General features: G+C 68.2%; 20 protein-coding genes and 1 pseudogene. 11 read left to right on the forward strand and 10 right to left on the reverse strand.

Annotated features, from left to right (window positions below):
* Positions 1-50: 50 nt before the first annotated feature.
* Together pth and RHA1_RS27790 are read right to left on the reverse strand one after the other, a co-directional pair.
* Positions 51-623, reverse strand: coding sequence for an aminoacyl-tRNA hydrolase (gene pth, locus RHA1_RS27785; RefSeq protein ID WP_011597821.1), 573 nt, complete (start codon positions 621-623; stop codon positions 51-53).
* Between the two features lie 108 nt (positions 624-731).
* Entirely contained in the window at positions 732-1,355 is a 624-nt protein-coding gene (locus RHA1_RS27790; RefSeq protein WP_009478948.1) for a 50S ribosomal protein L25/general stress protein Ctc, read from the reverse strand.
* A 333-nt stretch (positions 1,356-1,688) separates the two neighbouring features.
* Between RHA1_RS27790 and RHA1_RS27800 the strand changes: the two genes are divergently transcribed.
* Entirely contained in the window at positions 1,689-3,476 is a 1,788-nt protein-coding gene (locus tag RHA1_RS27800; RefSeq protein ID WP_011597822.1) for a flavin-containing monooxygenase, read from the forward strand.
* On the forward strand, positions 3,473-4,723 hold the full coding sequence (locus RHA1_RS27805) for a GAF domain-containing protein (protein WP_050787402.1): 1,251 nt from the start codon (positions 3,473-3,475) through the stop codon (positions 4,721-4,723). The genes RHA1_RS27800 and RHA1_RS27805 overlap by 4 nt, the downstream gene beginning before the upstream one ends.
* Before the next feature lie 6 nt (positions 4,724-4,729).
* Here the strand turns inward: RHA1_RS27805 and RHA1_RS27810 are convergent, their stop codons facing one another.
* The 3 genes and pseudogenes from RHA1_RS27810 to RHA1_RS27815 all read right to left on the reverse strand — a co-directional run bounded on the left by RHA1_RS27810 (position 4,730) and on the right by RHA1_RS27815 (position 7,672).
* Positions 4,730-6,202: an FAD-dependent oxidoreductase gene (locus RHA1_RS27810; RefSeq protein WP_011597824.1), complete on the reverse strand. Its 1,473-nt coding sequence runs from the start codon at positions 6,200-6,202 to the stop codon at positions 4,730-4,732.
* A gap of 126 nt (positions 6,203-6,328) precedes the next feature.
* Positions 6,329-6,475 (reverse strand): annotated as a pseudogene (locus RHA1_RS52055) (PPOX class F420-dependent oxidoreductase); the annotation flags it as partial.
* A gap of 21 nt (positions 6,476-6,496) precedes the next feature.
* On the reverse strand, positions 6,497-7,672 hold the full coding sequence (locus RHA1_RS27815; protein ID WP_011597825.1) for an aminotransferase class V-fold PLP-dependent enzyme: 1,176 nt from the start codon (positions 7,670-7,672) through the stop codon (positions 6,497-6,499).
* 146 nt (positions 7,673-7,818) lie between these two features.
* Here RHA1_RS27815 and egtA point away from each other — a divergent pair, with 146 nt between their 5' ends.
* The 5 genes from egtA (at position 7,819) to RHA1_RS27840 (ending at position 13,323) form a co-directional block, all read left to right on the forward strand.
* Complete coding sequence (egtA, locus tag RHA1_RS27820) at positions 7,819-9,033, forward strand: ergothioneine biosynthesis glutamate--cysteine ligase EgtA (RefSeq protein ID WP_011597826.1); 1,215 nt, start codon at positions 7,819-7,821, stop codon at positions 9,031-9,033.
* On the forward strand, positions 9,033-10,337 hold the full coding sequence (gene egtB, locus RHA1_RS27825) for an ergothioneine biosynthesis protein EgtB (RefSeq protein WP_011597827.1): 1,305 nt from the start codon (positions 9,033-9,035) through the stop codon (positions 10,335-10,337). Before egtA ends, egtB begins: the two co-directional genes overlap by 1 nt.
* Before the next feature lies 1 nt (position 10,338).
* Positions 10,339-11,085, forward strand: a complete 747-nt coding sequence (gene egtC, locus RHA1_RS27830; RefSeq protein WP_011597828.1) for an ergothioneine biosynthesis protein EgtC — start codon at positions 10,339-10,341, stop codon at positions 11,083-11,085.
* Complete coding sequence (egtD, locus tag RHA1_RS27835) at positions 11,082-12,056, forward strand: L-histidine N(alpha)-methyltransferase (RefSeq protein ID WP_011597829.1); 975 nt, start codon at positions 11,082-11,084, stop codon at positions 12,054-12,056. The genes egtC and egtD overlap by 4 nt, the downstream gene beginning before the upstream one ends.
* A 73-nt stretch (positions 12,057-12,129) precedes the next feature.
* Positions 12,130-13,323 carry a PQQ-dependent sugar dehydrogenase gene (locus RHA1_RS27840; RefSeq protein WP_011597830.1) on the forward strand — a complete coding sequence of 398 codons (1,194 nt, stop codon included), beginning with the start codon at positions 12,130-12,132 and terminating at the stop codon, positions 13,321-13,323.
* A gap of 10 nt (positions 13,324-13,333) precedes the next feature.
* Here RHA1_RS27840 and RHA1_RS27845 read toward each other — a convergent pair whose 3' ends face one another.
* Positions 13,334-14,209 (reverse strand): cyclase family protein, encoded by an 876-nt coding sequence (locus tag RHA1_RS27845; protein ID WP_011597831.1) that lies wholly within the window; start codon positions 14,207-14,209, stop codon positions 13,334-13,336.
* A 144-nt stretch (positions 14,210-14,353) separates the two neighbouring features.
* Between RHA1_RS27845 and RHA1_RS27850 the strand changes: the two genes are divergently transcribed.
* Positions 14,354-14,839: a hypothetical protein gene (locus RHA1_RS27850; RefSeq protein WP_011597832.1), complete on the forward strand. Its 486-nt coding sequence runs from the start codon at positions 14,354-14,356 to the stop codon at positions 14,837-14,839.
* A gap of 82 nt (positions 14,840-14,921) precedes the next feature.
* Here the strand turns inward: RHA1_RS27850 and RHA1_RS27855 are convergent, their stop codons facing one another.
* Positions 14,922-16,322 carry a flavin monoamine oxidase family protein gene (locus RHA1_RS27855; RefSeq protein ID WP_041812128.1) on the reverse strand — a complete coding sequence of 467 codons (1,401 nt, stop codon included), beginning with the start codon at positions 16,320-16,322 and terminating at the stop codon, positions 14,922-14,924.
* Positions 16,323-16,451: 129 nt separating this feature from the next.
* Here RHA1_RS27855 and RHA1_RS50640 point away from each other — a divergent pair, with 129 nt between their 5' ends.
* The 3 genes from RHA1_RS50640 to RHA1_RS27870 are packed head-to-tail and all read left to right on the forward strand — an operon-like array spanning position 16,452 to position 20,073.
* A complete protein-coding gene (locus RHA1_RS50640; protein ID WP_016883453.1) occupies positions 16,452-16,613 on the forward strand; it encodes a hypothetical protein in 162 nt (53 codons plus the stop codon).
* Positions 16,613-18,103 carry a cytosine permease gene (locus RHA1_RS27865; RefSeq protein WP_011597835.1) on the forward strand — a complete coding sequence of 497 codons (1,491 nt, stop codon included), beginning with the start codon at positions 16,613-16,615 and terminating at the stop codon, positions 18,101-18,103. The genes RHA1_RS50640 and RHA1_RS27865 overlap by 1 nt, the downstream gene beginning before the upstream one ends.
* A gap of 5 nt (positions 18,104-18,108) precedes the next feature.
* Entirely contained in the window at positions 18,109-20,073 is a 1,965-nt protein-coding gene (locus tag RHA1_RS27870; protein ID WP_011597836.1) for an oxidoreductase, read from the forward strand.
* A 3-nt stretch (positions 20,074-20,076) separates the two neighbouring features.
* Here the strand turns inward: RHA1_RS27870 and RHA1_RS27875 are convergent, their stop codons facing one another.
* The 3 genes from RHA1_RS27875 to RHA1_RS27885 all read right to left on the reverse strand — a co-directional run bounded on the left by RHA1_RS27875 (position 20,077) and on the right by RHA1_RS27885 (position 23,653).
* A complete protein-coding gene (locus tag RHA1_RS27875; protein WP_011597837.1) occupies positions 20,077-20,712 on the reverse strand; it encodes a TetR/AcrR family transcriptional regulator in 636 nt (211 codons plus the stop codon).
* A 77-nt stretch (positions 20,713-20,789) separates the two neighbouring features.
* The gene (locus tag RHA1_RS27880; RefSeq protein ID WP_011597838.1) at positions 20,790-22,391 is read right to left on the reverse strand and encodes a thiamine pyrophosphate-binding protein; all 1,602 of its coding nucleotides are present in this window, start codon (positions 22,389-22,391) and stop codon (positions 20,790-20,792) included.
* Between the two features lie 101 nt (positions 22,392-22,492).
* Positions 22,493-23,653, reverse strand: a complete 1,161-nt coding sequence (locus RHA1_RS27885) for an acyl-CoA dehydrogenase family protein (protein WP_011597839.1) — start codon at positions 23,651-23,653, stop codon at positions 22,493-22,495.
* Positions 23,654-23,677: the final 24 nt, after the last annotated feature.

The raw sequence follows: 23,677 nt of genomic DNA on the forward strand, positions 1-23,677 counted from the left end.
CGTGGTTGGAGAGTCCAGAGACTCGTTAACCACTCACGGGCGCGAAGCGCCTAATGCAGGCGGTTCTGCGCGGCCTCGAGCCCGACGCGCAGGACCAGTTCGACGGCGTCGGCCGACTCTTCGCAGACCAGGTCGAGTTCCTTGCGTTCCACCGAGGAGAATGGCTTCAGCACGTACGACGCCGGATCCATCCGTCCGGGGGGACGGCCGATCCCGACGCGGGTGCGCAGATAGTCCTTGGTGCCGAGCGCGCTCGAGATGGACCGCAGTCCGTTGTGTCCGCCCTCGCCGCCGCCCTGCTTGAGGCGAATGGTCCCGAAGTCGAGGTCGAGTTCGTCGTGGATGACCACGATGTTGCCCGGATCGACGGAGAAGAACCGGGCCAGGCCGGCAACGGCGGAACCGGACAGGTTCATGAACGACCGGGGCTTGGCGAGGATCGTCGGACGGCCCTCGAATCGGCCCTGGACGATCTCGGCGCCGCTCTTCTTGTGCGCGCTGAACTTGCCACCCATGCGAGCGGACAGCACGCCGGCCACCATGAAGCCGACGTTGTGCCGGGTCTTCTCGTACTGCGGTCCTGGGTTGCCCAGGCCCACCACCAGAGCGGTGTCTTCACTCACCGACAGGGTCCTTCCATGCGTGAGGGGGTCGTGTCAGACGACAGCGGCGCGTCACCCCGGGACAATCCGGGACGACGCGCCGCCGACATCAGTGCGGTTGCGAGAGGATCAGCTCTCGGCGCCCTCTTCGGCCGGAGCCTCGGCCTCGGCCGCGGCCTCGCCGGTCTCCTCTTCGAGGTCGGCAGCGGTCGGGGCTGCGACGACGTTGACGATGAGCAGTTCCTCGTCGGCCTGCAGGGTGGAACCCTTGGGCAGCTCGAGCTGGTTGGCCAGGATCTGGGTGCCGACCTCGAGGCCCTCGACCGAGACCTCGATCTGCTCGGGGATGTGCAGCGCGTCGGCCTCGAGGGAGATGGTGGCGGCGTCCTGCGCGACCAGGGTGCCGGCAGCGGCCTCACCGGTGACGACGACGGGAACGTCGACGGTGACCTTCTCGCCCTTCTTGATGACGAGGAGGTCGGCGTGCTCGATGTAGTTGCGGATCGGGTGAACCACGACCGACTTGGTGAGCGCGACCTGCTCCTTGCCCTCGATGTCGAGGGTCAGGATGGCGTTGGTGCCGTGCGCGCGCAGGATGGCGGCGAAGTCGCGGGAGGGGACGTTCAGGTGGCGGGGGTCCTCACCGTGGCCGTACAGGACTGCGGGGACCTGGCCGTCGCGGCGCGCGCGGCGGGCGGCGCCCTTGCCGAACTCGGTGCGCACGGCGGCTACGAGGCGATTTTCGTCAGACATGGTGAAACGGCTCCTACAACTCACGGTGGTAACTGGCGGGCGGTTCGAGTCGACGAGGGACGAACACGCGACGGCCAGGAGCGAAACGCTCGAGCAGAGCCGTCGCCGCGTCGATCACGGTGAGCCAGCCAATTGGAACTTCTGGTTCACCCTCGCCGAGACAACTTATGGAACTCTACCGGATGGCCCGCTGACCTGCTAATCGGGTGTCCTCGGGAGGCTGCGCGGCGCCGAGGTGAGGTCGGTGCAATCCGATGCAACCCTGCCGCACCGTCCTTGTGACCCGTATCACAGAGGTATCGAACTTCTCGATTGCCGACGACGGAGGACACCATGACCGCCACACTCGACGCACCCGTCGACACCAACATCCCGCAGCCGGGTGACATCGCCCGGCGCTGGCTGGCCGGATTCGGTGCCACCCTCGAACGAGGCGACGCGCGCGGGGCCGCCCAGCACTTCCTGGTCGATGGTTGGTGGCGCGACCTGCTGTCGTTCACCTGGGATCTGCACACCACACACGGTCGCGCGGACATCGAGTCGCGCCTCGCGGATTCGGTTCCGGTGCACGAGCCGCGCCACCTCGTCCTGTCACCCGCGCACCCCGCCGAGGCGGTGGCTGATCCGGAGGGCGACTGGATACAGGCCTTCTTCACATTCGAGACGACCCTGGCCCGCAGCCGCGGTTTCGTTCGGCTGAGGCGCGACGACGACGGAGAGTGGCGCGCCTGGACGTTGATCAGCGCGATGGAGGAGATCAAGGGCCACGAGGAGAAGAAGGGGCATCGGCGGGTTCAGGGCACGAATCACGGCGCCCACCGCGGCAAGATCAACTGGCTCGACCGGCGAACCGCCAAGGGCGAGTTCGAGACCGAGCAGCCGGCCGTCGTGATCGTCGGCGCCGGCCAGGGTGGTCTCGCCCTCGCCGCCCGTCTGGGGCAGCTCGGAGTCGACACCCTGCTGGTGGAGCGAAACGACCGGATCGGTGACAGCTGGCGAAAGCGCTACCACTCGCTGGTCCTGCACGACCCGGTCTGGTACGACCACCTGCCGTACCTGAACTTCCCCGACCACTGGCCGGTGTTCACGCCCAAGGACAAGCTCGCGAACTGGTTCGAGTTCTACGCCGACGCAATGGAACTCAACGTGTGGACGGGAACCGAGTTCACCGGCGGCAGCTATGACGACGCCACCGGCGAATGGACCGTGACCGTCGCCCGCGACGACGGCTCCACCCGCACGCTGCACCCCCGGCACGTCGTCCTCGCCACGGGAATGAGTGGGGTGCCGAACATTCCGCGGATCGCTGGTGCCGACACGTTCGAGGGAACCATCGAGCATTCGAGCTGGTTCGTCGGCGGCCGGGAGATGCAGGGCAAGAAGGCCCTCGTCGTCGGCTGCTGCAACTCGGGCCACGACATCGCCCAGGAACTCAACGAGCAGGGTGCGGACGTGACCATCCTGCAGCGCTCGTCCACGTATGTGATGAGCAGCAAGCACGGCATCCCCGGACTGTTCGGCGGCGTGTACGAGGAGGGCGGGCCCGCGGTGCAGGACGCCGACCTGATCTTCGCGTCGCTGCCGTACCCGTTGCTCGCGGGAATTCACGCCGGGGCGACGGAGGCCATCGCCGAGAAGGACGCGGAGATGCTCGACGGTCTGCGGAAGGCCGGATTCAAGGTCGATTTCGGCGAGGACGGCAGTGGCCTGTTCATGAAGTACCTGCGACGCGGCGGCGGCTACTACATCGACGTCGGCGCATCCGAGCTGATCGCGAGCGGCGAGGTGTCGGTGAAGCAGGGAACCGAGATCGATCACTTCACCCCGGACGGGGTCGTGTTCGCCGACGGCACCGAGATGCCGGTGGACGTGGTGGTTCTCGCGACCGGATACAAGAACATGCGTGAGAGCGCCCGCAAGTTCCTCGGCGACGCGGTCGCGGACCGCTGCCAGGACGTCTGGGGCCTCGACGCCGAGGGCGAGCTGCGCACGGTGTGGCGCCGGTCCGGTCATCCGGGTTTCTGGTTCATGGCAGGCAACCTGCATCAGTCCCGGCATTACTCGAAGTATCTGGCCTTCCAGATCAAGGCCCAGGAGGAAGGGTTGCAGCCGATCCGATGACGGACAGTGGTGTGGCTCACAACGCCGGGGGTAGCCTCGGCGTTGTGAGCGCTGAACGTCCGACCGCAGACCGGCTGACCGCAGTGGCAAGCGGTGTGGATCTGCCGCGACATGCCCGGCTGCTCAGCCAGGTGCACGACGCCGTGCTGTCCGGGCAGCAGCCGCCCGCCCTTCCACGGGACGTGGTGGCGCGGTCGTGGTCCCGTCTGCAGGCCGGCGGTGTCAGCCCGGACCACTGCGCGGACGTGGAGCCCGCCGACTTCTCCGAGATCGAGGCGCGGCGCACCCGGACGGCGCTGCGAACCGTGCTCCCGGAACTGCGCAGCACGTTGACGCAGGTCGCGGACGATGCGAACTTCATCGTGGTCATCGCCGACGCCGACGGTGTCCTGTTGTGGCGGGAAGGTTCCCGCGGGGTCCGGAAAGCGGCTGATGCCCTGGGGTTCACAGAGGGTGCGCGCTGGGCGGAGCAGGCGGTCGGCACCAACGCGATCGGCACGGCGCTGATCGAAGATGCTGCGGTGCAACTGTTCTCGGCCGAGCACTATGCCCCCTCGCATCACGGCTGGTCGTGCACCGGGTCGCCGGTTCACGATCCGCGCACCGGTGAGATTCTCGGCGTGGTCGACATCAGTGGGTCGGCGATGTCGATCCACCCGACCACGGTCGCGCTCGTCCGCACCGCGGTGCGTCTGGCCGAGGCGACGCTGTGGCGTGAGCACACGGCGCAACTGGACAAGCTGCGCGGCAGGGCGGCACCGTTGCTGGCGTCGGCGGGCGGTCCGGCGCTGGTCGTCGACAAGCACGGGTGGGTCGCGGAGTCGAGTGGCATCGCGGCCCCGGAGCGGGTCTCGCCGCCGAGCCTGGACCGGCCACTGCTCGTCCCGGGGCTCGGGCTGTGCGTACCCGAACCGCTCGGCGACGGCTGGCTGGTGCGCAGGCGCGTCGACGGGACGGCCATCGAACTGGAACTCGACCTCGGCGACGCACCGCACGTGACGGTCCGGGGCGACGTCAACTGGACGCGGGCCCTCTCGCCCCGGCACGCCCAGATCCTGCGGGTGCTGTCGGTCGCGGGACCGGCGGGCGTCGACGCCGCCTCGCTCAGCGAATCGTTGTTCGGCGACCGCGACCACGTGGTGGCGGTCCGCGCCGAGGTCTCGCGTCTGCGCAAGAGTCTCGGCGCGGTCCTGAGCACCCAGCCGTACCGATTCGCGGCCGGCGTGACGGTCCGGCTCGTCGGGTAGGCCCGGTCAGGCCTGCTTCGCGGCACTGATGCCGGCGCGGCGGCCGTAGAAGCTGCCGTCGCCGAGCGAGGTGCCGCTGGCGTAGCCGCCCGCGCACACGCCGGACGTGCACCGTCCCGCCGCGAAGAGGCCGGGGATCGGTTCGCCGGAGACGTGCAGTACCTCGGAGTTCACGGTCGTCCGCAGGCCGCCGAGAGTGAAACCGAGGGTGAACCCGCGCAGGTCGAGTGCCGCGACGGGGGTGCCGATCGGCTTCACCCACTCGGACTTCTTGTGCAGCAGCGGGTCCGATCCTTCGGCGGCGTGCTTGTTGTACACCTCGACGGTCGACTGCAGTGCGCCGGCGGGTAGGCCCATGTCGGATTCGAGTTCCTCGACAGTCTCCGCCGCCCACTTCGGCTGGACGCGCAGGAACGGCGTGGCCGTGGTGGCGGCCGCGCCTTCCTCGTACGACGCCTCGTCAATGATGAGGAATGCCTGGTTGTCCTGGTGGAACAGGGTCATCTGGCCGATCCGCCCGGAGTAGGTGTCCTCCGGAACGTAGCGCTGCCCCCGGCCGTTGACGAGGATGCCGCGGACGATCAACTGGGGGTCGCAGACGAACGCGACCTCGGTGGCGTCCATGTGGGCGAGATCGGCGCCGAGGGCCTGCGCCATGAGGATCGACCGTCCGTCGTGCTCCTCGATGGCGGCACCGGGGCGGCCGATGAGTCGCGGCGCGTGGGCCTCGATCATCTTGTCGTTGTAGGCGAAGCTGCCGGTGGCGAGGACGACGCCGCGGCGCGCCCGGACCGCCACCTCCTTGCCGTACTGCTTGGCGACGATCCCGACGACGCGACCGGTGTCGTCCGTGACGAGAGTCTGGACGCGCATGTCGTATTCGGCTCGGACCCCGAGCTTTTCGGCGGTCTCGACGAGCGGCTTCATCAGCATGTAGCCGCCGCCCTTCTCGCCGGTCCTCTTGCCGTCCATCTGCGGAACGTGGCCGCGCGGTGCGGGGGTCGCGATCTCGTTGAAAGGCGCCGCGTTCTCGCCGCCGGAGTACATGAGTCCGTCGTCGAACGGGGGTTCCCATCCGGGTTCGCCCCAGAAGCTCTCCTTGAACGGGACACCGCAGTCGACGAGCCAGTTGTAGTGCTCGACGCTGCCTTCGCAGTAGTCGGTGATCTTCTCCTCGTCGGCGCCCGGGCCGAGCGCCGCCATCATGAACGTCTTCATGTTTTCGGGGGAGTCGTCGAACCCGCACGCCTTCTGTAGCGGCGTTCCTCCGCCGAGGTAGATGAAGCCGCCGGCGAGAGCGGCGGCACCGCCCCAGCCACTGGTGCGTTCGAGGACCAGGACGTCGGCGCCGGCGCGCGCGGCCTCGATGGAGGCGGCCACACCGGCGATGCCGTAACCGGCGACCACGACGTCGGCCTCGTAGTCCCACTCGGTGACCGTTGTTGCGGACCGGGGGCGGATCGGTGTGGCGTCGACCATGGGTGGAAGTCCTCTCGGGCGGTCACGGGTGTGGTGTGACGTGGGTTACCCTCAAACTGTAACCTGTTACAAAACCCGAATCGGTGGATCTCCCGGTCAGTGGGACGTCGCGTCCGGAGGTCGGCGAGCGCCCGCAGCCCGCGCCTCCTCGCCGGACAGCAGTCGCGCCGTGGCCTGCGCCTGCGGGCCCGTCGGCTTGCCGGACCACGTGCACGGACGGATCCGGACGTCGGGGAAAGTGCGCAGCCGCGTGTGCTCGGCCGCCCGGCCCGGGGGGAGTTCGCGCTTACTGCGCTAGTTCGCGAGCGTCCGCACCTCCGCGAGGAACCGGTCGAGGTCGTCCGGGGAGCAGAAATAGTGCGGCGATGCCCGCACCACGGCGTCCAGTCCGCGGGCGCTCATGTCCAGCAGTGTCGATCCGCGCAGGCTGGCTGTGACGGTGACGTTGCGGGCAGCCAGCTGTTTCCGGACGTCGCCGGGATCGAACCCGTCGACGGTGAACGAGACGATTCCGCAGCGGCGGGCGCCGAGGTCGCGCACGGTGACACCGGGGATCGCCGCGAGCCCCGACCGGAGGTGCTCGGCCCCGGCCGCAACGGCCTCCTCGACCTCGGCCACACCGAGGTCGAGGAGATAGTCGGCCGCCACCCCGAGTCCGAGGCGTGCGGCGACGTCGCATTCCCAGAATTCGAACCGGCTGGCATCGGTGGCGAGCCGGTACGCATCGGCCGCGGTCCACTCCGCGCTGTGCAGGTCGAGGGCGGCCGGCTCGAGGGTCGCGGCCAGTTCCGGCCGGACGTACAGGAAGCCGGTGCCCCGAGGTGCACGAAGCCATTTGCGGCCCGTGGCCGAGAGTGCGTCGACGCCCAGCTCGCTCACGTCGAGGGCGATCTGGCCGACGGACTGACACGCGTCGAGCAGCACCAGCGCGCCGTGCGAGTGTGCCAGCTCCGTCACCTCACGGACGGGATTGACCAGGCCGCCGTTGGTGGGCACGTGCACGAGGGACACGAGACGGACCCGGTCGTCGAGAAGCGTTTCGAGGGCGGCGACGTCGATCTGGCCTGCGGGGTCGCTGGGGATCACGTCGACCGTCGCGCCCACGGATCGGGCCCGCTGCAGGACGGCGATGGCGTTGCTGGCGTACTCGACCTCCGAGATCAGCACACGGTCCCCGGCCTCGAGCGGAACGGCATGGAAGAAGTCGTTCCAGGCGGTGGTGGCGCTGTCCACCAGGGCGATGCTGTCGGCGCTCGCCCCGATCAGCCGGCCAAGGGACGACTTCACGGCGGCGAGGTCGTCGGCCCGTTCGGCGGCCGCGACGTAGCCGCCCACGTCGGCCTCCCGGCGCAGGTGCGCGAACACGGCGTCCAGGACCGGGGTCGGCGGAAGCGAGGAGCCCGCGCTGTCGAGGAACACCTTGTCGAGGCAGCCCGGGGTGTCCCGTCGCGCCTGCTCGAGGTCGAGCATGTCCGATACCTCCCTTTTCGCGGTGACTGGACTCGAACGTACCCGTGCAGGTTCCTCGAAAAGTATGCCGATGGGGCGTGCATCGACGGCCGAGGCGCTCTAATGTCGATAACGACGTTCAGGCGGCGCCCGAAGGGGAGGGTCGAATGGCTACTGCAGTTCAGTCCGTCGAGGCAACGTGTTTCACGTCGCGGCCGGCGGCGGAGGCGTACCTGGGTGGTGTCTGCTTCAAACTGGGGCCACCGCAGCTGATCGGCGCGGAATTGGAGTGGCTGACCGCGCAATTGCCGGAATACGTGCGACCCGACCTCGCCGCTCTCGCCGAAGCTCTCGGGCCGCACACCCCCAGAACCATCGATCCTACTTCTCCTGCTCAGCCCCTTCCCGGTGGCAGCGCCGTCACGGTCGAACCCGGCGGACAGATCGAACTGTCCAGCGCCCCCTATTACTCCGCACGCGAATTGTGCGACTATCTCGCCGCCGATCAGGCGGTTCTCACGGACCTGTTGTCTTCCCGATCGATCCTCATGTCGTCCGAGGCCGCGGACACCCGCCGGCCCGCGCAACGTCTCCTCCAATCGCCGCGCTACTGCGCCATGGAATCCCGTTTCACCGGCATCGGGCCCTTCGGGAAGCTGATGATGTGCAACACCGCCGCAACGCAGATCAGCGTGGACGCCGGGGCCGATCCGGTTGCGGTGGAGAAGCGGTGGCACCTGCTTCATGCCATCGGTCCCGCATTGATCGCGGCCTTCGCGTGTTCGCCGCGGCTCTACGGGGTACCCGACGGGCAATGGGCGTCGCAGCGGATGCGAACGTGGCTCGAACTCGATTCGCCGCGCACCATCGGAACCCCGCACGTCGCGGACTATGCGGGGTGGGTGCTGGACGTGCCGTTGCTGTGCATCCGCAACGACGGAACGGACTGGACAGCGCCCGACGGTGCAACTTTCGCGGACTGGGTCGAGGGCGCACTGGACGACGTGATCGGTCGCCCGACGCCCGCCGACCTCGACTACCACCTCACCACCCTGTTTCCGCCCGTGCGCGCGGCCGGTCATCTCGAGGTGCGGTACCTCGACGCGCAACCGGGCGACCAGTGGCGGGTTCCCATCGCGGCGATCGACGCGCTGCTGTCGGGCCCGGGCGCCATGGCCGAGGCGCTCGACGCGGCGCTGCCCACCGCCGAACGCTGGCGGGACGCGGCCGAGTTCGGCCTGGCCGAACTCGAACTGCGCGCTGCGGCAACAGCTCTGCTGTCGCTGGCGGCGGCCTACTCGCCCGACCCTGAATTCGTCAGACTGCTCGATGCCGCCGCCGAACGATGTTGCCGGGGCCAGGCACCGAGCGAGGAACGCTGATGGGTACCCGCGAGAAGATCGAGACGGTGTTGACGCGGGCACGGGAGCGCACCGCGGGGTTGACGGACTGTGTGGACGGGGAGGACCTCGTTGCACAGCATTCCCCGTTGATGAGCCCGCTCGTGTGGGATCTCGCGCACATCGGCAATCAGGAAGAGCTGTGGCTCGTGCGGGACGTCGGAGGCCGGGAACCGGTCCGCCGCGACATCGACGAGTTGTACGACGCATTCAAACATTCGAGGAACTCCAGGCCGTCCCTGCCGCTGCTGAACCCGGACGAGGCCAGGGAATACGTACGTACCGTTCGAGACAAGTCGTGGGATGTTCTCGACCGCAGCACGTTCCGGGGCCGGCCGCTCGAGGAGAACGGATTCGCGTTCGGCATGATCGCGCAGCACGAGCAGCAGCATGCCGAAACGATGCTCGCCACCCATCAACTGCGCACCGGCCCGGCTGTGCTGGCCGCGGAGAGCGCACCGCGTGTCGGCGGGGCGATCGACGAGGACGAAGTGGTCATTCCCTCCGGCGAATTCACGATGGGAACGTCGGACGATCCGTGGGCGCTCGACAACGAGAGGTCCGCGCACCGCGTGCACGTTCCGGCGTTCGTGATCGACGCCGTCCCCGTCACCAACGGCCGCTACCTCGAGTTCATGGACGACGGAGGTTACGCGCGGCCCGAGTTTTGGAGTGAGCGGGGATGGGCGCACCGCCTCGAAGCCGGGTTGGATGCTCCCCAGTTCTGGGAGAACGACGGCTGCGGAACCTGGTGGCGACGGAGGTTCGGGGTGACCGAGCCGATCCATCTCCAGGAACCGGTCGTGCACGTCTGCTACTTCGAGGCCGAGGCGTTCGCACGCTGGGACGGCAAGAGACTTCCGACCGAAGCCGAATGGGAGAAGGCCGCGCGGTGGGATCCGTTCACCGGCCGGTCGCGCCGATTCCCCTGGGGCGACGCCGAACCCGACTCCTCGCTCGCCAACCTCGGGCAACGTCACCTCGGTCCCGCGGTGGTCGGGGCCTATCCGTCGGGGGCATCCCCGCTCGGCGTCCATCAGCTGATCGGCGACGTGTGGGAGTGGACGTCGTCGCCGTTCGAGCCCTATCCCGGGTTCTCGGCGTTTCCGTACCGCGAGTACTCGGAGGTGTTCTACGGCGGCGACTACCGCGTGCTGCGCGGCGGTTCGTTCGGCACAGATCCGGTAGCGTGCCGTGGGACGTTCCGCAACTGGGACCACCCGATCCGGAGGCAGATCTTCTCCGGATTCCGCTGTGCTCGGGACCTTCCGGGGGACGACCGCTGAGATGTGCCGACACCTGGGCTATCTGGGACCGGAACAGTCGGTGGGCGACCTCTTGAGTCGCGGCGAGAACTCGCTCCTGCGCCAGTCCTACGCGCCACGCGACATGAGAGGTGGCGGGACCGTCAACGCCGACGGATTCGGTGTGGGCTGGTGGGGATCGGGCGGTTTCTCCCGCTACCGCAGTGCCCAGCCGCTCTGGTCCGACCCCGTCGTGCGAGAGACGTTGCCGAACATCCGCTCCCGCGCCGTGGTGGCCGCCGCACGGTCGGCGACGGTCGGGATGCCCGTGCAACACACGGCCTGTGCGCCGTTCTCCGACGAGACCTGGGCCTTCAGCCACAACGGGGTGGTCCGCGGGTGGCCGGAGTCGCTTGGCGCGCTCGCCGCGGAGCTCCCCGTGAACGATCTGCTGCAACTCGAGGCACCGACCGACTCGGCCGCGTTGTGGCTGCTCCTACGCCGGGCGCTCGGCGAGCAGGACCCCGAGAAGGCGATGAGTGCGCTCGTACAGGACGTCGTCGCTGCGGCGCCGAACTCGCGATTGAATCTGCTGCTGGGCAACGGCAGTGAACTGTGGGCCACCACCTGGCATCACTCGCTGTCGGCGCTCGTCGACGACGAGCGGGCCATCGTGATGTCCGAACCCTACGACGACAACCCCGCATGGCAATCGATTCCGGACCGTCACTTCGTCAGCGCACGTCCCGGACACCTGATCGTCACCCCGCTCGAGATGGGAGCACGATGACCACCACACCGACCCTCGAGGTGTACCTGCAACCCGAGCAGCTGAAGGCCGCTCTGCGCAAGGACGCCACCGTCGGGCTCACGTCGAACCCGAAATGGCTGCCTCCCAAATACTTCTACGACGCCCGCGGGAGCGAGCTGTTCGAGCAGATCACCGCGTTGCCCGAATACTTCCCGACGCGTACGGAACGGGAACTGCTCAGACGATATTCGGGGGAGATCGCCGAGGTCACGGCGCCGGAGATTCTCGTGGAACTCGGATCCGGGTCGTCGGAGAAGACACGGCTCCTGCTGGGCGCCGCTACGCGGCACGGAAGTCTCCATACGTACGTACCGCAGGACGTGTCGGTGTCCGCTCTCGAGGGTGCGGCAGAGCAGATCGGCGTGGAGTTCCCGCATCTGACCGTGCGCGGCGTCGTCAGCGACTTCACCGAGTCGCTGCACCACCTTCCACGCGGTGGCCGCCGCACGATCGCGTTCCTCGGGGGAACCCTCGGGAACATGGTGCCGGCCGAGCGGGCGGAGTTCCTCTCCGGAATCGCCGACGTCCTCGAACCGGGGGAGCACCTCCTCCTCGGTGTCGGACTGGTGATCGATCCCGCCGTCCTCGTCCCCGCATACGACGACGCCGCCGGGGTGACGGCCCAGTTCAACCGCAACGTCCTGCAGGTACTCAACACGCAGCTCGACGCCGACTTCCCGGTGGACGAGTTCCGGCACGTCGCGCTGTGGGACGCCGACAACGAGTGGATCGAGATGCGGCTCGAGGCCGAGCGTGCGATGTCGATCCGCGTGGGCGAGCTGGATCTGGACGTGGAGTTCACCGCGGGTGAGCAGCTGCGGACGGAGATCTCGGCCAAGTTCACCCTCGACGGGATCCGACGGGAGCTGGCGGAGGCGGGATTCGACGTTGAACGCACCTGGACCGATCCCGACGACCGCTTCGCGCTGGTGTGCGCCGCGCGGAACTGACCGGCAAGATCAACTTCGGGCACGATCGCGCTTATAGTGACCGCGTAGTGCGCAATCGACCCGAGGAGAACTTGTGCGTCCTTCGAAGCTCGCTGTCCTCGCTCTCGCCACCGCGTCCGTGATCGGACTCCCCGCCGCACAGGTCTCCGCTCAGCCGCTGCCCTTCCCGTTCGACACGGGAAGCCTCGGTTCGGGTAGCGACGGCCCGGGAATTCCCACGGAGGACACCCTTCCGGCGCTGACGGTCACTCCGGTTCTCGACGGGCTCGACCATCCGTGGGACGCGGTGCAGGCCCCGGACGGCGCCGTCCTCACCGGTCAACGGTCGGGCGGGTTCTTCGTCCGGCGTGCGAACGGAAGCACCGGCCCGGTCACCGCCGATCTCTCGGACCTGTACGCGCAGTCCGAGACCGGGTTGATGGGTATCGCCCTCGCGAGCAATTTCGCGAACACGCGCACCCTGTACACGTGCCAGGGATTCCAGGGAGGTGGCGTCACCGACATCCGGATCCAGTCGTGGACCGTCGACGCCGGCTGGACGACGCTGACCCGCGGTTCCGCAATTCTGACCGGAATCCCCGTCAACGAGGGACGTCACGGCGGTTGCCGGATACTGACGGCCGCCGACGGCACCCTGTTCATCGGCACCGGCGACACGGCGCAGCCGACCGTGTCACAGGATCCGAACTCGCTGGGCGGCAAGACCCTCCACATCAATACGGACGGCACCCCCGCGGCCGGAAATCCGGACCCGGCGAGCCCCGTCTACACCCTGGGGCACCGGAACGCGCAGGGTCTCGCGCAGCAGCCCGGCACGGGCCGCATCTACGCCGTGGACCAGGGAACGACCCGCGACGACGAGGTGAACCTCCTGGTCGCGGGAGGGAATTACGGCTACAAGCCCGATCGGATCCCCGGCATCTACGACGAATCCGTGCCGATGACGGATCCGTCGCGCGTCCCCGGAGCTGTTGCCGCGGCGTGGAGTTCGGGCAGCACGACCCTCGCAACCGGAAGTGCCGCCTTCGTGACCGGCCCCGGCTGGGGACCGTGGGACGGCGCACTCGTCATGGGCGGCCTCAAGACGAAGCAACTGATCTTCCTGCGTCTCGCCGCGGACGGGCAGTCGGTGACGGCGCAGACGTTCGGCCTGCAGAACCAGTACGGTCGACTCCGGTCGGTCACCCCGACCGCCGACGGTTCGCTGCTCGTCACCACGGACAACGGTTCCACCGACCAGGTTCTCCGCGTCACCCCGCACGGCTGACCTTCACACGTCAGAACCACGCGAGGGTCCGGCAGGGGCCGCCGGATCCTCCTGCGTGGGTGGGGGCGCCGACCATGACGGTTGCGCCGGACGGCGGAATCTGTGACAGATTCGCGAGAGCTTCCACCGCGTACTTCCCGGCGCCGAGTGCCGCGAGATGCGCTCCGTACGTGGTGCTACGCCCCGCGTCGACACTGAGGGTGTCCGATCCCAACGCGACGATGTCGCGTTCCCGGACGAGGAACTCGACGGCGTCCGGGTCGAATCCGGGTGTGTGCTGCACACCCGTGGTGTCCTGATTGGTGAACGTCGCGGGCTGAGCGGCGCGGCTGTCCCATCCCGAGTTCATCGCCACCATGCAGCGGTCGGGGAGTGGACCGTGATCGGACTCCCAGTCGAGGAGGTCCTGCCGGGTGAGCAGCGTGTCGTTGTCGGCTCGGGCCCGCACCGAAATGTCCACGACGGCGAGCGGTACCACCAGGTCGCGGGGCGGAATCTGTTCGACGGTGAGGCCGTTCACGCTCGCATGCGCCGGCGCGTCGACGTGCGTGCCGGTGTGCTCGTCGTAGCGGAGTTCGTTCTTGTAGAACACACTGGGAGCGCCGATTGCGACGGAGCCGAGCAGAATCGGAGCGCCACCGATCCGCGCCACCGCTCGCATCGCGAACTGCTGGGCGTCGGGCCACACGGGAAAGCTGGGAGTGAGCACATGGGTGAGGTCGACGATCGACGCCTCCGATGTCGGGGCAGCTGATGCCGTCGCCGGTGCGACCGCTGCCGCCAGTGCTGCCGCGCCCACCGCTCCGAACAACGACCGTCGACTCATCGGGGCGCCGCGTTTCTCGATGGTTCCGTAGACGTGAGTCATGATACGGGGCGAGCACATACGCGGCTCCTTCGCTGGTCGGTCGCGGTTCGCTACATCATAAGGTTCGCCGCGCCGGTATCTCGGAGTGCGCACGTGCGACGTGGTCGATCGATACAGTCGAAGAGCCGGAACATGATTCCACGACGTGACGAAGGGTTGACCATGGCAACGAGGACCAGACGTCTCGGCACGATCGTCGGCACCTGCGCCGCAGCGGTGGCGCTCACCACCGCGTCCGCCGGTATCGCCGCCGCTGTACCGGATCCGGTGTCGGTGACCACGACGGCGTTCCAGGTCCCGTTCACCGGGGTCATCGGTGACCCGTTTCCCTTCGCCACGGTGTCGCTCGCCGCATCCACCGGCGCGAGTCCGGGACCGGGCGTCGCGCGGCTGTCGGCGACGAGCATGTGCCCGGCGTTCACCCCGGGAGCGAACTGCACGACGTACACCTCCGCCACCACGGTGCGGTGGCTCAATCTCAGCACGGGGGCGACCGGAACAGTGACCGTTCCGTCGGGCAGTTTCGGAATGCCGGGCAGAGAACCGGTCGTCGACGTGCCCACAGGGTCGGGGCACGTGACGGCGACCGTCCTCGGCGAATCCTTGGCGACGATCGTTCCGGGCCTGGGGTACTTCTTCGTCCCCTGAGCGTCCTCGCGGATCCCCGCGCTGCTCCGCCCCGCACGAACGGGACGCTCGTTGCGTCAGATCGAACGAGCGTCCCGTTCGTTCAGTGGGACAGTTGCTTCCGGATCTCCTCGGCAGCGCGCGCCCCGGAGGAGATTGCGCCGTCGATGTAGCCGTTCCAGATGCTCGCGGTCTCCGAGCCCGCCCAGTGGATGCGGTCCGCGGGAGCACGCCAGCCGTCGTGCCCGTGTGCGAACCACGTTCCGGGGGTAGGGCTCGCCGCGTATCCTCCTCGCGCCCACACGTCTTGCGGCCAGATCTTCTCGGTGTAGTCGATCGGTGACGCGGCGCGGTCGCCGAAGAGTTCGACGAGAGTCTCGATGATCGCGGCTCGGCGGTCGTCGTCGGAGAGCGCCGACCAGGACCGCTGGCGGTCACCGTAGACGAAGCACACGAGCACACCGTGTTCGGCATCTGCGGGGGAGTTGTCGAACACGACGCCGACGGCGCGGTCGCCGTAGATCGTGGCCTGGCCGGACAGTCCGTCGGCGCGCCAGAACGGGGTGTCGAAGACGGCGTGCACCTTCGCGACGTCGCCCATCGGGCTGCGTTCGACCCATCGTGTGCGCGAGACCGGCAGCGGGGGAGTGAACGTGACTCGCTGGGTGGCCGACGGCGGCAGTGCCATGACGACGGTGTCGGCGAGAATCGTTCCCCGAGTGGTCTCGATCCGAACGCCGTCGCTGGTGTGCTCGACGTGGCGCACAGCCGTATCCATGTGGACCCGGTCGCCGAGATGATCTGCGACGGCCAGCGCCGTCGACTGTGCTCCGTCCCTGAATCGGCGCTCCTGCGCGCAACCCTCGGTTTCCATCAGCTGGTCGAATCCGCCGGCCGATGCGACGTAGAACAGCAGATGGAACAGCGACAGATCGCGGGGCTCGATCGACCACACCCCCTCGACGGCGAGCGCGAGTCGCCGACGGGCGTCTTCGTTCGCGACGGTCCGCTCGAAGTAGGAGTGGACGGTCTCGCTGTCCCACCCCTCGATGTCCGGAGTGGCCGTGGGATCGTCGAGGTCGACGGTCCGCGCGAGTTCGTCGATGCGATCGGCGGCAGCCAGATATTCGGCCATGCCGGGGCCGTCGACGGGACCGGCACCGGTGTACCGCCGCTGCACACCGTCGGGCCACAGTTCGAGGTGCTCGCCCGTGTTGTACGTGGGGAAGGTCGGGCAGGCGAAGCGTTCGGCGAGGGCGAGCAGATGTTTCTGGGTGGGGCCGACCCACTGCCCGCCGTGGTCGACGACCACACCGTCCCTCGTCCGTTCGGAGCACACCCTTCCGCCGACGCGGCCGGATCCCTCGAGGATCACGGTGTCGATGCCGTCGTCGTGCAGCGAGAGTGCGGCGGACAGGCCTGCGTATCCCGCGCCGACGACGACGGTCCGAACGCGGGCCGGTAGTGCAGTCGGGTGATCCTTCGTGTTCGTCATGACGAGCATCCTGTTCTTGATTGGCTCGCCAGTCAATACTCAATTCCGCTTTCCTGCGGGAGGATTCGAGGGTTGACACGATGTGACCCGTGCCACAAACTATTGATAACTGGCCCACCAATCAGAAATGGGGATCGCGTGGACGACGCATTCGAACAGGAACTCGAGAGACGACTACTCCTCCTGGAATCCCCCGACGGTGGCGGGATGATCCTGCCCGACCTTCCGTGGCGGGACGTCGCGGCGGCGATCGCCGGGATCGTCGTCACGATCACCGTCATGTCGTGGTGGGCGTACTGATGCTGGACGGGCAGCGGCTGGACCGCACCACGGAACCGGGAAGTGCCGGCGGTACCGGCGACGACGGCACGGACGCCACGATGAACGAACTGCCGTTGTTGCCGGCGGAGCGGATCTGGGGCTTCTGGGACTACTCGGCGGTCAACATCGGCTTGGCCGTGGCCACCTGGGCGTTTCTGCAGGGCGCCGCCGTCGCGTACTACGTCGGCGCGGTACAGGCGATCGCCAGCATCGTCATCGGCTACGCGATCAGCGTCTTCCTCGTCTCGCTCGCGCCATGCCTGCCGTCGGCGAAGTACGGCATCGAGCAGTTCGTCGGACTGCGCAGCGTATTCGGCAGCAACGGCGCCCGAATCGTGATGGTCGTGATGTCCACGCTCTTCGCGGCGGCGTGGTCGGCTGTCCTGGCCATCATGTTCGGGCACGGCCTGGTGAACGTCATCGACAACGTCTTCGGGGTCGAGATCTCCCAGACCGGTGCGGCAGTGAGCCTGTTGGGGCTGGTGGCGGTGGTCCTGTCCTGGCTCGTGCTTGCCCGGGGACCGGTCTCGGTCGAGTCCGTGTGCCGGGTGATCGCACCCGTCCTCGTCCTCATCATCGTCGGAATTCTCGTCATGGTGTTCACCAAGCGATCCTGGTCCGAGTTGGCCAGTCTCCCGCCGCTCGACCCGGAGAGCGATCCGCACACCAGTTTCATGGTCGCGATCGAACTGAACATCGCCGGCGGGTTCGCGTGGTGGCCGAACGTCGGAAACCTGGCGCGGCTCACCCGGGGCCCGCGTGCGGCGTTCTGGCCGAACTGGCTCGGACTCTTCGCCGCGTCCGTGGCCGCGGCGGTCGTCGGTGTCTTCGCGGCGCTGGCGCTGAACCTCGAAGATCCGACGGAGTGGATGATCCCGCTCGCCGGCGTCGTGCTGGGCGTCCTGGCCCTGATCGTCATCGGCCTCGCCAACGTCACCGCCATCCTCTCCCAGGGATACGCCTCCATGGTGGCGCTCAAAGGCGGTGGCGGGAAGCTGCTCCGCGGCACGCCCTGGCCCGTACTGGTGGCATTCATCCTCGGACCCGCGGCGATCCTCGTCTTCTTCCCCTCGGCCGTCTACGACAACTACGGTCGCTTCCTGTCCTGGGGTGCGATCCTCGTGGCACCGCTGTGCGCAGTGCAGATAGTCGACTTCTTCCTGTTGCGGCGGGGTGTCCTGCGGATCCGCGACCTGTACCTGCCCAGTGCGTGCTCCTGCTACGGGTACTGGGGTGGTGTCAACGCCTTCGCGTTCGCCTCCGTGGCTGCCGGCGCGGCCACGTACGCACTGCTGCTCAATCCGGTCACCTACATCCCGTCCGCGATCTTTCCGTACACCACCGCGTCGATTCCGGCGTTCCTCGTCGCAGGCACGCTCCACGCCGTGTTGACCAAGACGTTCGTGCAGCCGCTCGGACTCGGCGGCTACGACCGTCGGCCCCGCGTCGCCGCCGGTGCCGAAAGGTGAAAGCTATGACGTCACAGCTCTTTCCCCACCTGTTCTCCCCGCTCCGCATCGGGAACGTGACGCTCGCGAACCGTATCGTGTCCTCCGGGCACGACACCGTTCTCGTGCAGCAGGGGAAGGTGACCGCCGAACTGGTCGCCTACCACGAAGCCCGCGCCGCCGGTGGTGCCGGCATGATCGTGGTCCAGGTCGCAGGTGTTCACGAGACCGCCCGCTACACGTCCCACGTGCTGATGGCGACGGACGACGACTGCATCCCGGGGTACCGGCGCATCGCCGACGTCTGTCACCGCCACGAGTGTGTCGTCGTCGGGCAGATCTTCCATCCCGGCCGGGAGATCCTGGAGTCGCAGGACGGGTCCACTCCCGTCGCGCTGGCACCGTCCGCCGTGCCGAGTGAACGCTTCCACGTGATGCCGAGAGCGATGACGGCGGGCGAGATCGACGCGGTCGTGCAGGGGTACGGCGACGCTGCACGGAGACTGCAGCGCGCCGGACTCGACGGCGTCGAGATCGTCGCGAGCCACGGCTATCTACCGGCGCAGTTCCTCAACCCCCGCACCAACCTCCGCACGGACGAGTACGGCGGGTCGGCGGAGAATCGCCAGCGGTTCCTCCGTGCCGCACTCGCGGCCGTCCGTGCGGCGGTCGGCCGCGACTTCGTGGTCGGGATGAGGATTTCCGGCGACGAGATGGGCAGCGACGGACTGCGGCCGGACGAATCGCAGGCGGTGTGCGCGTCGCTGGACGCGGACAGACTGCTCGATTACGTCAGTGTGTGCGCCGGGAGTTCGTCGAGTCTGTCGGGCGCGGTGCACATCGCCGCCCCGATGACCGAGTCCGCCGCCTACACCGCTCCGCTGGCCGCGGCCGTCAAATCGGTGGTCCGGGTTCCGGTGATCGTGGCGGGCAGGATCAATCAACCGCACGAGGGAGACGCGGTGATCGCGCAGGGGCAGGCCGACGCGTGCGCGATGACCCGCGCCCTCATCTGCGACCCCGCGATGCCGGCGAAAGCCGAACGCAGCGAAGTCGATTCGATTCGCGCGTGCATCGGCTGCAATCAGGCGTGCATGGGGCATTTCCAGCGAGGGTGCGCGATCTCGTGCATCCAGCATCCGGAGACCGGCCGCGAAGTGCGCTTCGGAACTCTGCAGATCACACGCCGGCCGAAGAGCGTCATGGTGATCGGCGGCGGACCAGGTGGGCTGAAAGCGGCCGCGGTGGCCGCGGAACGTGGGCACCGGGTGACCCTGTACGAGGCGGCATCCCGGGTGGGAGGCCAGGTGCTGCTGGCCGAACTGCTACCGGGCAGGAGCGAGTTCGGTGGCGCCGTGACCAACCTGGAGGGGGAGGCGCGCCGGGCGGGTGTGCGGTTCGTGACCGGAACGACGGTCGACCCCGGACTGGTCAGGTCGGAGCAACCCGACGAGCTGATCGTCGCGACCGGTGGGAGGCCGTTCCGCCCCGGGATCGAGACCCTCGACGAGCCTCATATGGTGGAGGCGTGGGACGTGATCCGCGGGCACACATTCCCCGCAGGCAGGGTCCTCGTCGCCGATTGGCGCGGCGACTGGATCGGGCTGGGTGTCGCGAACCACCTCGCCCGGCTCGGCCACCGCGTCACGCTCGCGGTCACCGGATACGCTGCGGGCGAACACCTCCAGCAGTACGTGCGGAACGCGATGGTGGCCGCGGCGGTGGAGGCGAAGGTCGAGATCCTGCCCAACGTCCGCTTGCGCGGCGCGGACGACGACACGGCCTATCTGCAGCACACGCTCACCGAACGGCCCGTGCTGGTCGACGGTGTCAGCGCAGTCGTTCTCGCCCAGGGACACGCGTCGGTCACCGACCTGCTGGAGGTCGACGGGTTCCCGCGGGAGCGGATCCATGCCGTCGGCGACTGCTTGTCGCCGCGCACCGTGGAAGAAGCTGTGCTGGAAGGGCTCACCGTCGCATCGGCGCTCTGACGGTTACTTCGTGGTGCGTTTGCGGGCGGACGACGCGACCCGGTGCTTGTCGACGGTGATGGCGTCGATGAAGTCGTCGCACACCGCCCGCATCCGCGTCGGAGTCATCAGGGTGGAGCCGGTGAGCACCTGGATCGCGAGGCCGTCGAGAAGGCCGAGGAGCATGTCGGTGGCGGCCCCGGGATCCTTCACCCGCAGAGCGCCCTGCTCGACACCTGCCTCGACGGTCTCCCGAACCACCCCGCGCCACTCTCCGTACACGGTGTCGTTGAGCTCTTGGAGTTCGACGTTGCCGAGTGCGGACGCCCACAGCTCCACCCACACCCGCCAGGCCGTGATCGTCTCCGGCCCGGCGGGCAGATACGACTCCACGAGCCGGTGGAGCCGCACGAGCGGGACGTCGCTCTTCTCCATGATCCATCGCCGTCGTTCCAGCGAGTGCTCGAAGTTGAACTGGAACGCCGCATGCAGCAGCGCATCCTTGGAATCGAAGTAGTAGTGGATCGTCCCGTTGCTCACCCCGGCCCGTGTCGCGACGTCGGCGATCCGGACTGCGCGGAAGCCGAGTTCGGCGATGGCTTCACACGTCGCTTGAAGGATCTGTTCTCGACGTTCCGCTTCAACGCTGGGGCGTGGCATCGCGCTCTCAACTCCTAGGATGTGACGTCTCGTCTACAGAGACCGTAGTCGAGAGTTCGGCCGAACCAGCGTAGCCGTCACCCCTGCTGCGTTGCCCTGCTGTTCTCACGGATGTGCAGGAGGGTCGGGCGATCCGCGTCGAAGGCCGCCGTGATCGCGTCCGTCAGCGCCGCGGGGGACTCGACGGCTCGTCCGTGACATCCCATCGCCCGCGCCACGGCGGGGAAGTCGATGCCGCCGAGCGCGACCGAGTGGACGGTGTCGCCGCGGTCCGCCATCTCGTTGCGGATCTCGCCGTAACCGCCGTTGTCGACGACGACGATGGGCAGCGGCAATCGGAGCTGTGCCGCAGTCGCGAGCTCGGGAAGCGTGAACATCACCCCGCCGTCCCCGAGGATCGCCAGGATCCGCGCGTCCGGGTCGGCGACTGACGCGCCGATCGCAGCGGGCAGACCGTATCCCAGCGTTCCCTGTCCCGTCGGGTACAGGAATCCGCCGGGGCGGTGCACGGTGAGGTTCGACAGCGCACCGTAATAGCAGGCCATCGTGCTGTCCCCGGCGATCACCGTGGATTCGTCGACGACCGGTGCGATGGCGGCCATCATGTCCAGCCACGGAGCGCCCTCGGCGGCGGCATCGGCACGCAGCCCCCGTCGGAGCGACGCGGCCCGCTCGCAGGCGCCGGGATCCTCGCGCATCTTCGTGACGTCGAGCAATTGCGACACCGTGGTCCCGGCATCACCCAGCAGGCGGATGGCGGGATCGGCGTTCGTGGTCATCGACGTCGGGTCGACGTCGATGCGAATCAGCTTGTGGTCCAGTTCGACCGGGCCGTACCAGAAGTCGGAGGGTGCGAACTCCGTCCCGATCGCGAGAACGCAGTCGGCGGCCTCGAGCACGGCGCGGACCGACGGATGGTGAACGCCGGCTCCCACCGACAGAGGGTGGTCCTCGTCGAGGACTCCCTTCCCGTTGGTCGTCGTGACCACGGGAGCGGACAGACGTTCGGCGAGGGCGCGGACCTGCGGTGCCGCCGAGCGGGCCCCGCCGCCCACGATCAGCACGGGAGACTGTGCGGCGGCGAGACGCTGTGCCGCGTCGGTCACCGCGTGCAGGGGAGCGGCGAGCGGAGCGGACCGGACCGGTGCCACGATCCGGACGTCGGCTTCCGCGTCGAGGATGTCGACGGGGATCTCGATGTGCACCGGTCGTGGTCTGCCGGAGCTCATGGCGGCGAAAGCGTAGGTGATCGCGCGGGGGATCTCGGCGACGCTGGTGACCCGGTGGCTGTAGGACACGATCGCCTCGAGCGCGGCCTGCTGGTTCTTCACCTCGTGGAGGTAGCCGTTTCCCCTCCCCGGGTGGGTGAGCGGCAGGGCCGGTGAGATGAAGAGAACCGGGACCGAATCCGACCACGCCTGCGCCGCCGCGGCAGCGGCATTGAGGATGGCGGGGCCGGTGGTGGTCAGGCACACGCCGGGTTTGCCCGTCACGCGGGCATATCCGTCGGCGGCGTAACCGGCCCCCTGCTCGTGCCGGGTCAGGACGGAGCGGATCGGCGAGTCGGCCAAGGCGGCGTAGACGGCGAGGTTGTGGGTGCCCGGAATTCCGAAGACCGTGTCGACTCCGTGTGCGGCGAGAGCCGCGACGAGTGCCTGGCCGCCGTTCTGGCTTGTCATCGATGCCCTCCCATGGGCTGTGCGTGTTCGTGTGCGGATGGTGCGCGGGTACCCGGACGGGTGCGGGGCGAAGGCGTCTCTCCGCCCCGCACCCGCGGGGATCAGTCCAGGTTCCGGGAAATGACGAGCTTCATGATGTCGGACGTGCCTTCCTCGATCTCCTCCAGTTTCACGTCGCGCATCCACTGCTCGACGGGGTACTCGCGGGAATAGCCCCAACCGCCGAGCGTCTGCACCGCGGCGTGCGTGACGAACATGGCGGTTTCGGACGCCGTCAGTTTCGCCATGGCGGCGATGCCCCGGGCGTTGCCGCCGCTGTCGATGATGCGGGCGGCGTGATGGACCAGCAGCCGGGCGGATTCGATCCGCGTCGCCATGTCTGCCAGCCGGAATGCGACGGCCTGATGCTCGATGATCGGCACCCCGAACTGCTTCCGTGTCTTGGCGTAGTCGAGGGCGTACTCGTAGGCGGCGCGCGCAGCGCCGACGGCGGCCGCCCCGAGGACGACCCGGGAGATGTCGAAAGTGCCCATCAGACCGTAGAAACCCTGTCCTTCCTCGCCGAGACGATTCTCCTCGGGGACGAACACGTTGTCGAAGAAGATCTCCCGGCACACGATGGCGCGCTGTCCCATCTTCTTCATCGGCTCACCGAAGGTCATTCCCTCGGCGCCCTTCTCGAGGAGGAACGCGGAGACGCCACCGGACCGCTGCGTGCGGTCGGTCTTGGCGAACACGACGTAGAACTGGGCGGCGCCGGCGTTGGAGATCCACGCCTTCTGCCCGCTCAGCCGGTAGCCGCCGTCGACACGCTCGGCCGTGGTGACGATCGACGCCGCATCCGAGCCGGATCCCGGTTCGGTGGTGGCCAGCGAGGTCATCGGAGCTTTCGGACCGGTGAGGGGGCCGAGCCACTGCTTCTTCTGTTCCTCGGTGCCGAGGACCATGATCGGATCGGAGAAGAAGCCGTTGGAGCACAAGAGGTTTCCGATGCCGGGGTCGCCCCAGCACAGTTCCTCCTGCACCAGGCACTGGGTGAAGACGTCGCCCATGCCGCCTCCGCCGAACTCCTCGGGGATCATGAAGTCGGTGATGCCGACCGCGGCGGCCTTGGCGAAGATGTCGACGGGCGTCACGACATCCGCCTCGTCGACCTCCCGGCCGCGGGGCCGGATCTCCTTCTGCGCGAAGTCCCGGCACAGCTCTATGATCTGCTTCTGCTCGTCGGTCAGGGGCCAGGCGGGGATGTTGGTGGTGGTCATATCTCGGTTCCTTCGCTTCGAATA

Source organism: Rhodococcus jostii RHA1, assembly GCF_000014565.1.
GTDB lineage: Bacteria > Actinomycetota > Actinomycetes > Mycobacteriales > Mycobacteriaceae > Rhodococcus_F > Rhodococcus_F jostii_A.

Excerpts from the sequence above, each read along its gene's own strand:
- egtA (WP_011597826.1), top strand. The coding sequence starts at position 7,819 with ATGGCTACTGCAGTTCAGTCCGTCGAGGCAACGTGTTTCACGTCGCGG.
- RHA1_RS27810 (WP_011597824.1), bottom strand. The coding sequence starts at position 6,202 with ATGGTCGACGCCACACCGATCCGCCCCCGGTCCGCAACAACGGTCACC.
- RHA1_RS27865 (WP_011597835.1), top strand. The coding sequence starts at position 16,613 with ATGCTGGACGGGCAGCGGCTGGACCGCACCACGGAACCGGGAAGTGCC.
- egtB (WP_011597827.1), top strand. The coding sequence starts at position 9,033 with ATGGGTACCCGCGAGAAGATCGAGACGGTGTTGACGCGGGCACGGGAG.
- RHA1_RS27880 (WP_011597838.1), bottom strand. The coding sequence starts at position 22,391 with ATGACAAGCCAGAACGGCGGCCAGGCACTCGTCGCGGCTCTCGCCGCA.
- RHA1_RS27855 (WP_041812128.1), bottom strand. The coding sequence starts at position 16,322 with ATGCTCGTCATGACGAACACGAAGGATCACCCGACTGCACTACCGGCC.
- RHA1_RS27885 (WP_011597839.1), bottom strand. The coding sequence starts at position 23,653 with ATGACCACCACCAACATCCCCGCCTGGCCCCTGACCGACGAGCAGAAG.
- RHA1_RS27875 (WP_011597837.1), bottom strand. The coding sequence starts at position 20,712 with ATGCCACGCCCCAGCGTTGAAGCGGAACGTCGAGAACAGATCCTTCAA.
- RHA1_RS27805 (WP_050787402.1), top strand. The coding sequence starts at position 3,473 with ATGACGGACAGTGGTGTGGCTCACAACGCCGGGGGTAGCCTCGGCGTT.
- RHA1_RS27850 (WP_011597832.1), top strand. The coding sequence starts at position 14,354 with ATGGCAACGAGGACCAGACGTCTCGGCACGATCGTCGGCACCTGCGCC.
- egtC (WP_011597828.1), top strand. The coding sequence starts at position 10,339 with ATGTGCCGACACCTGGGCTATCTGGGACCGGAACAGTCGGTGGGCGAC.
- RHA1_RS27845 (WP_011597831.1), bottom strand. The coding sequence starts at position 14,209 with ATGTGCTCGCCCCGTATCATGACTCACGTCTACGGAACCATCGAGAAA.
- RHA1_RS27870 (WP_011597836.1), top strand. The coding sequence starts at position 18,109 with ATGACGTCACAGCTCTTTCCCCACCTGTTCTCCCCGCTCCGCATCGGG.
- RHA1_RS27800 (WP_011597822.1), top strand. The coding sequence starts at position 1,689 with ATGACCGCCACACTCGACGCACCCGTCGACACCAACATCCCGCAGCCG.
- RHA1_RS27790 (WP_009478948.1), bottom strand. The coding sequence starts at position 1,355 with ATGTCTGACGAAAATCGCCTCGTAGCCGCCGTGCGCACCGAGTTCGGC.
- egtD (WP_011597829.1), top strand. The coding sequence starts at position 11,082 with ATGACCACCACACCGACCCTCGAGGTGTACCTGCAACCCGAGCAGCTG.
- RHA1_RS27815 (WP_011597825.1), bottom strand. The coding sequence starts at position 7,672 with ATGCTCGACCTCGAGCAGGCGCGACGGGACACCCCGGGCTGCCTCGAC.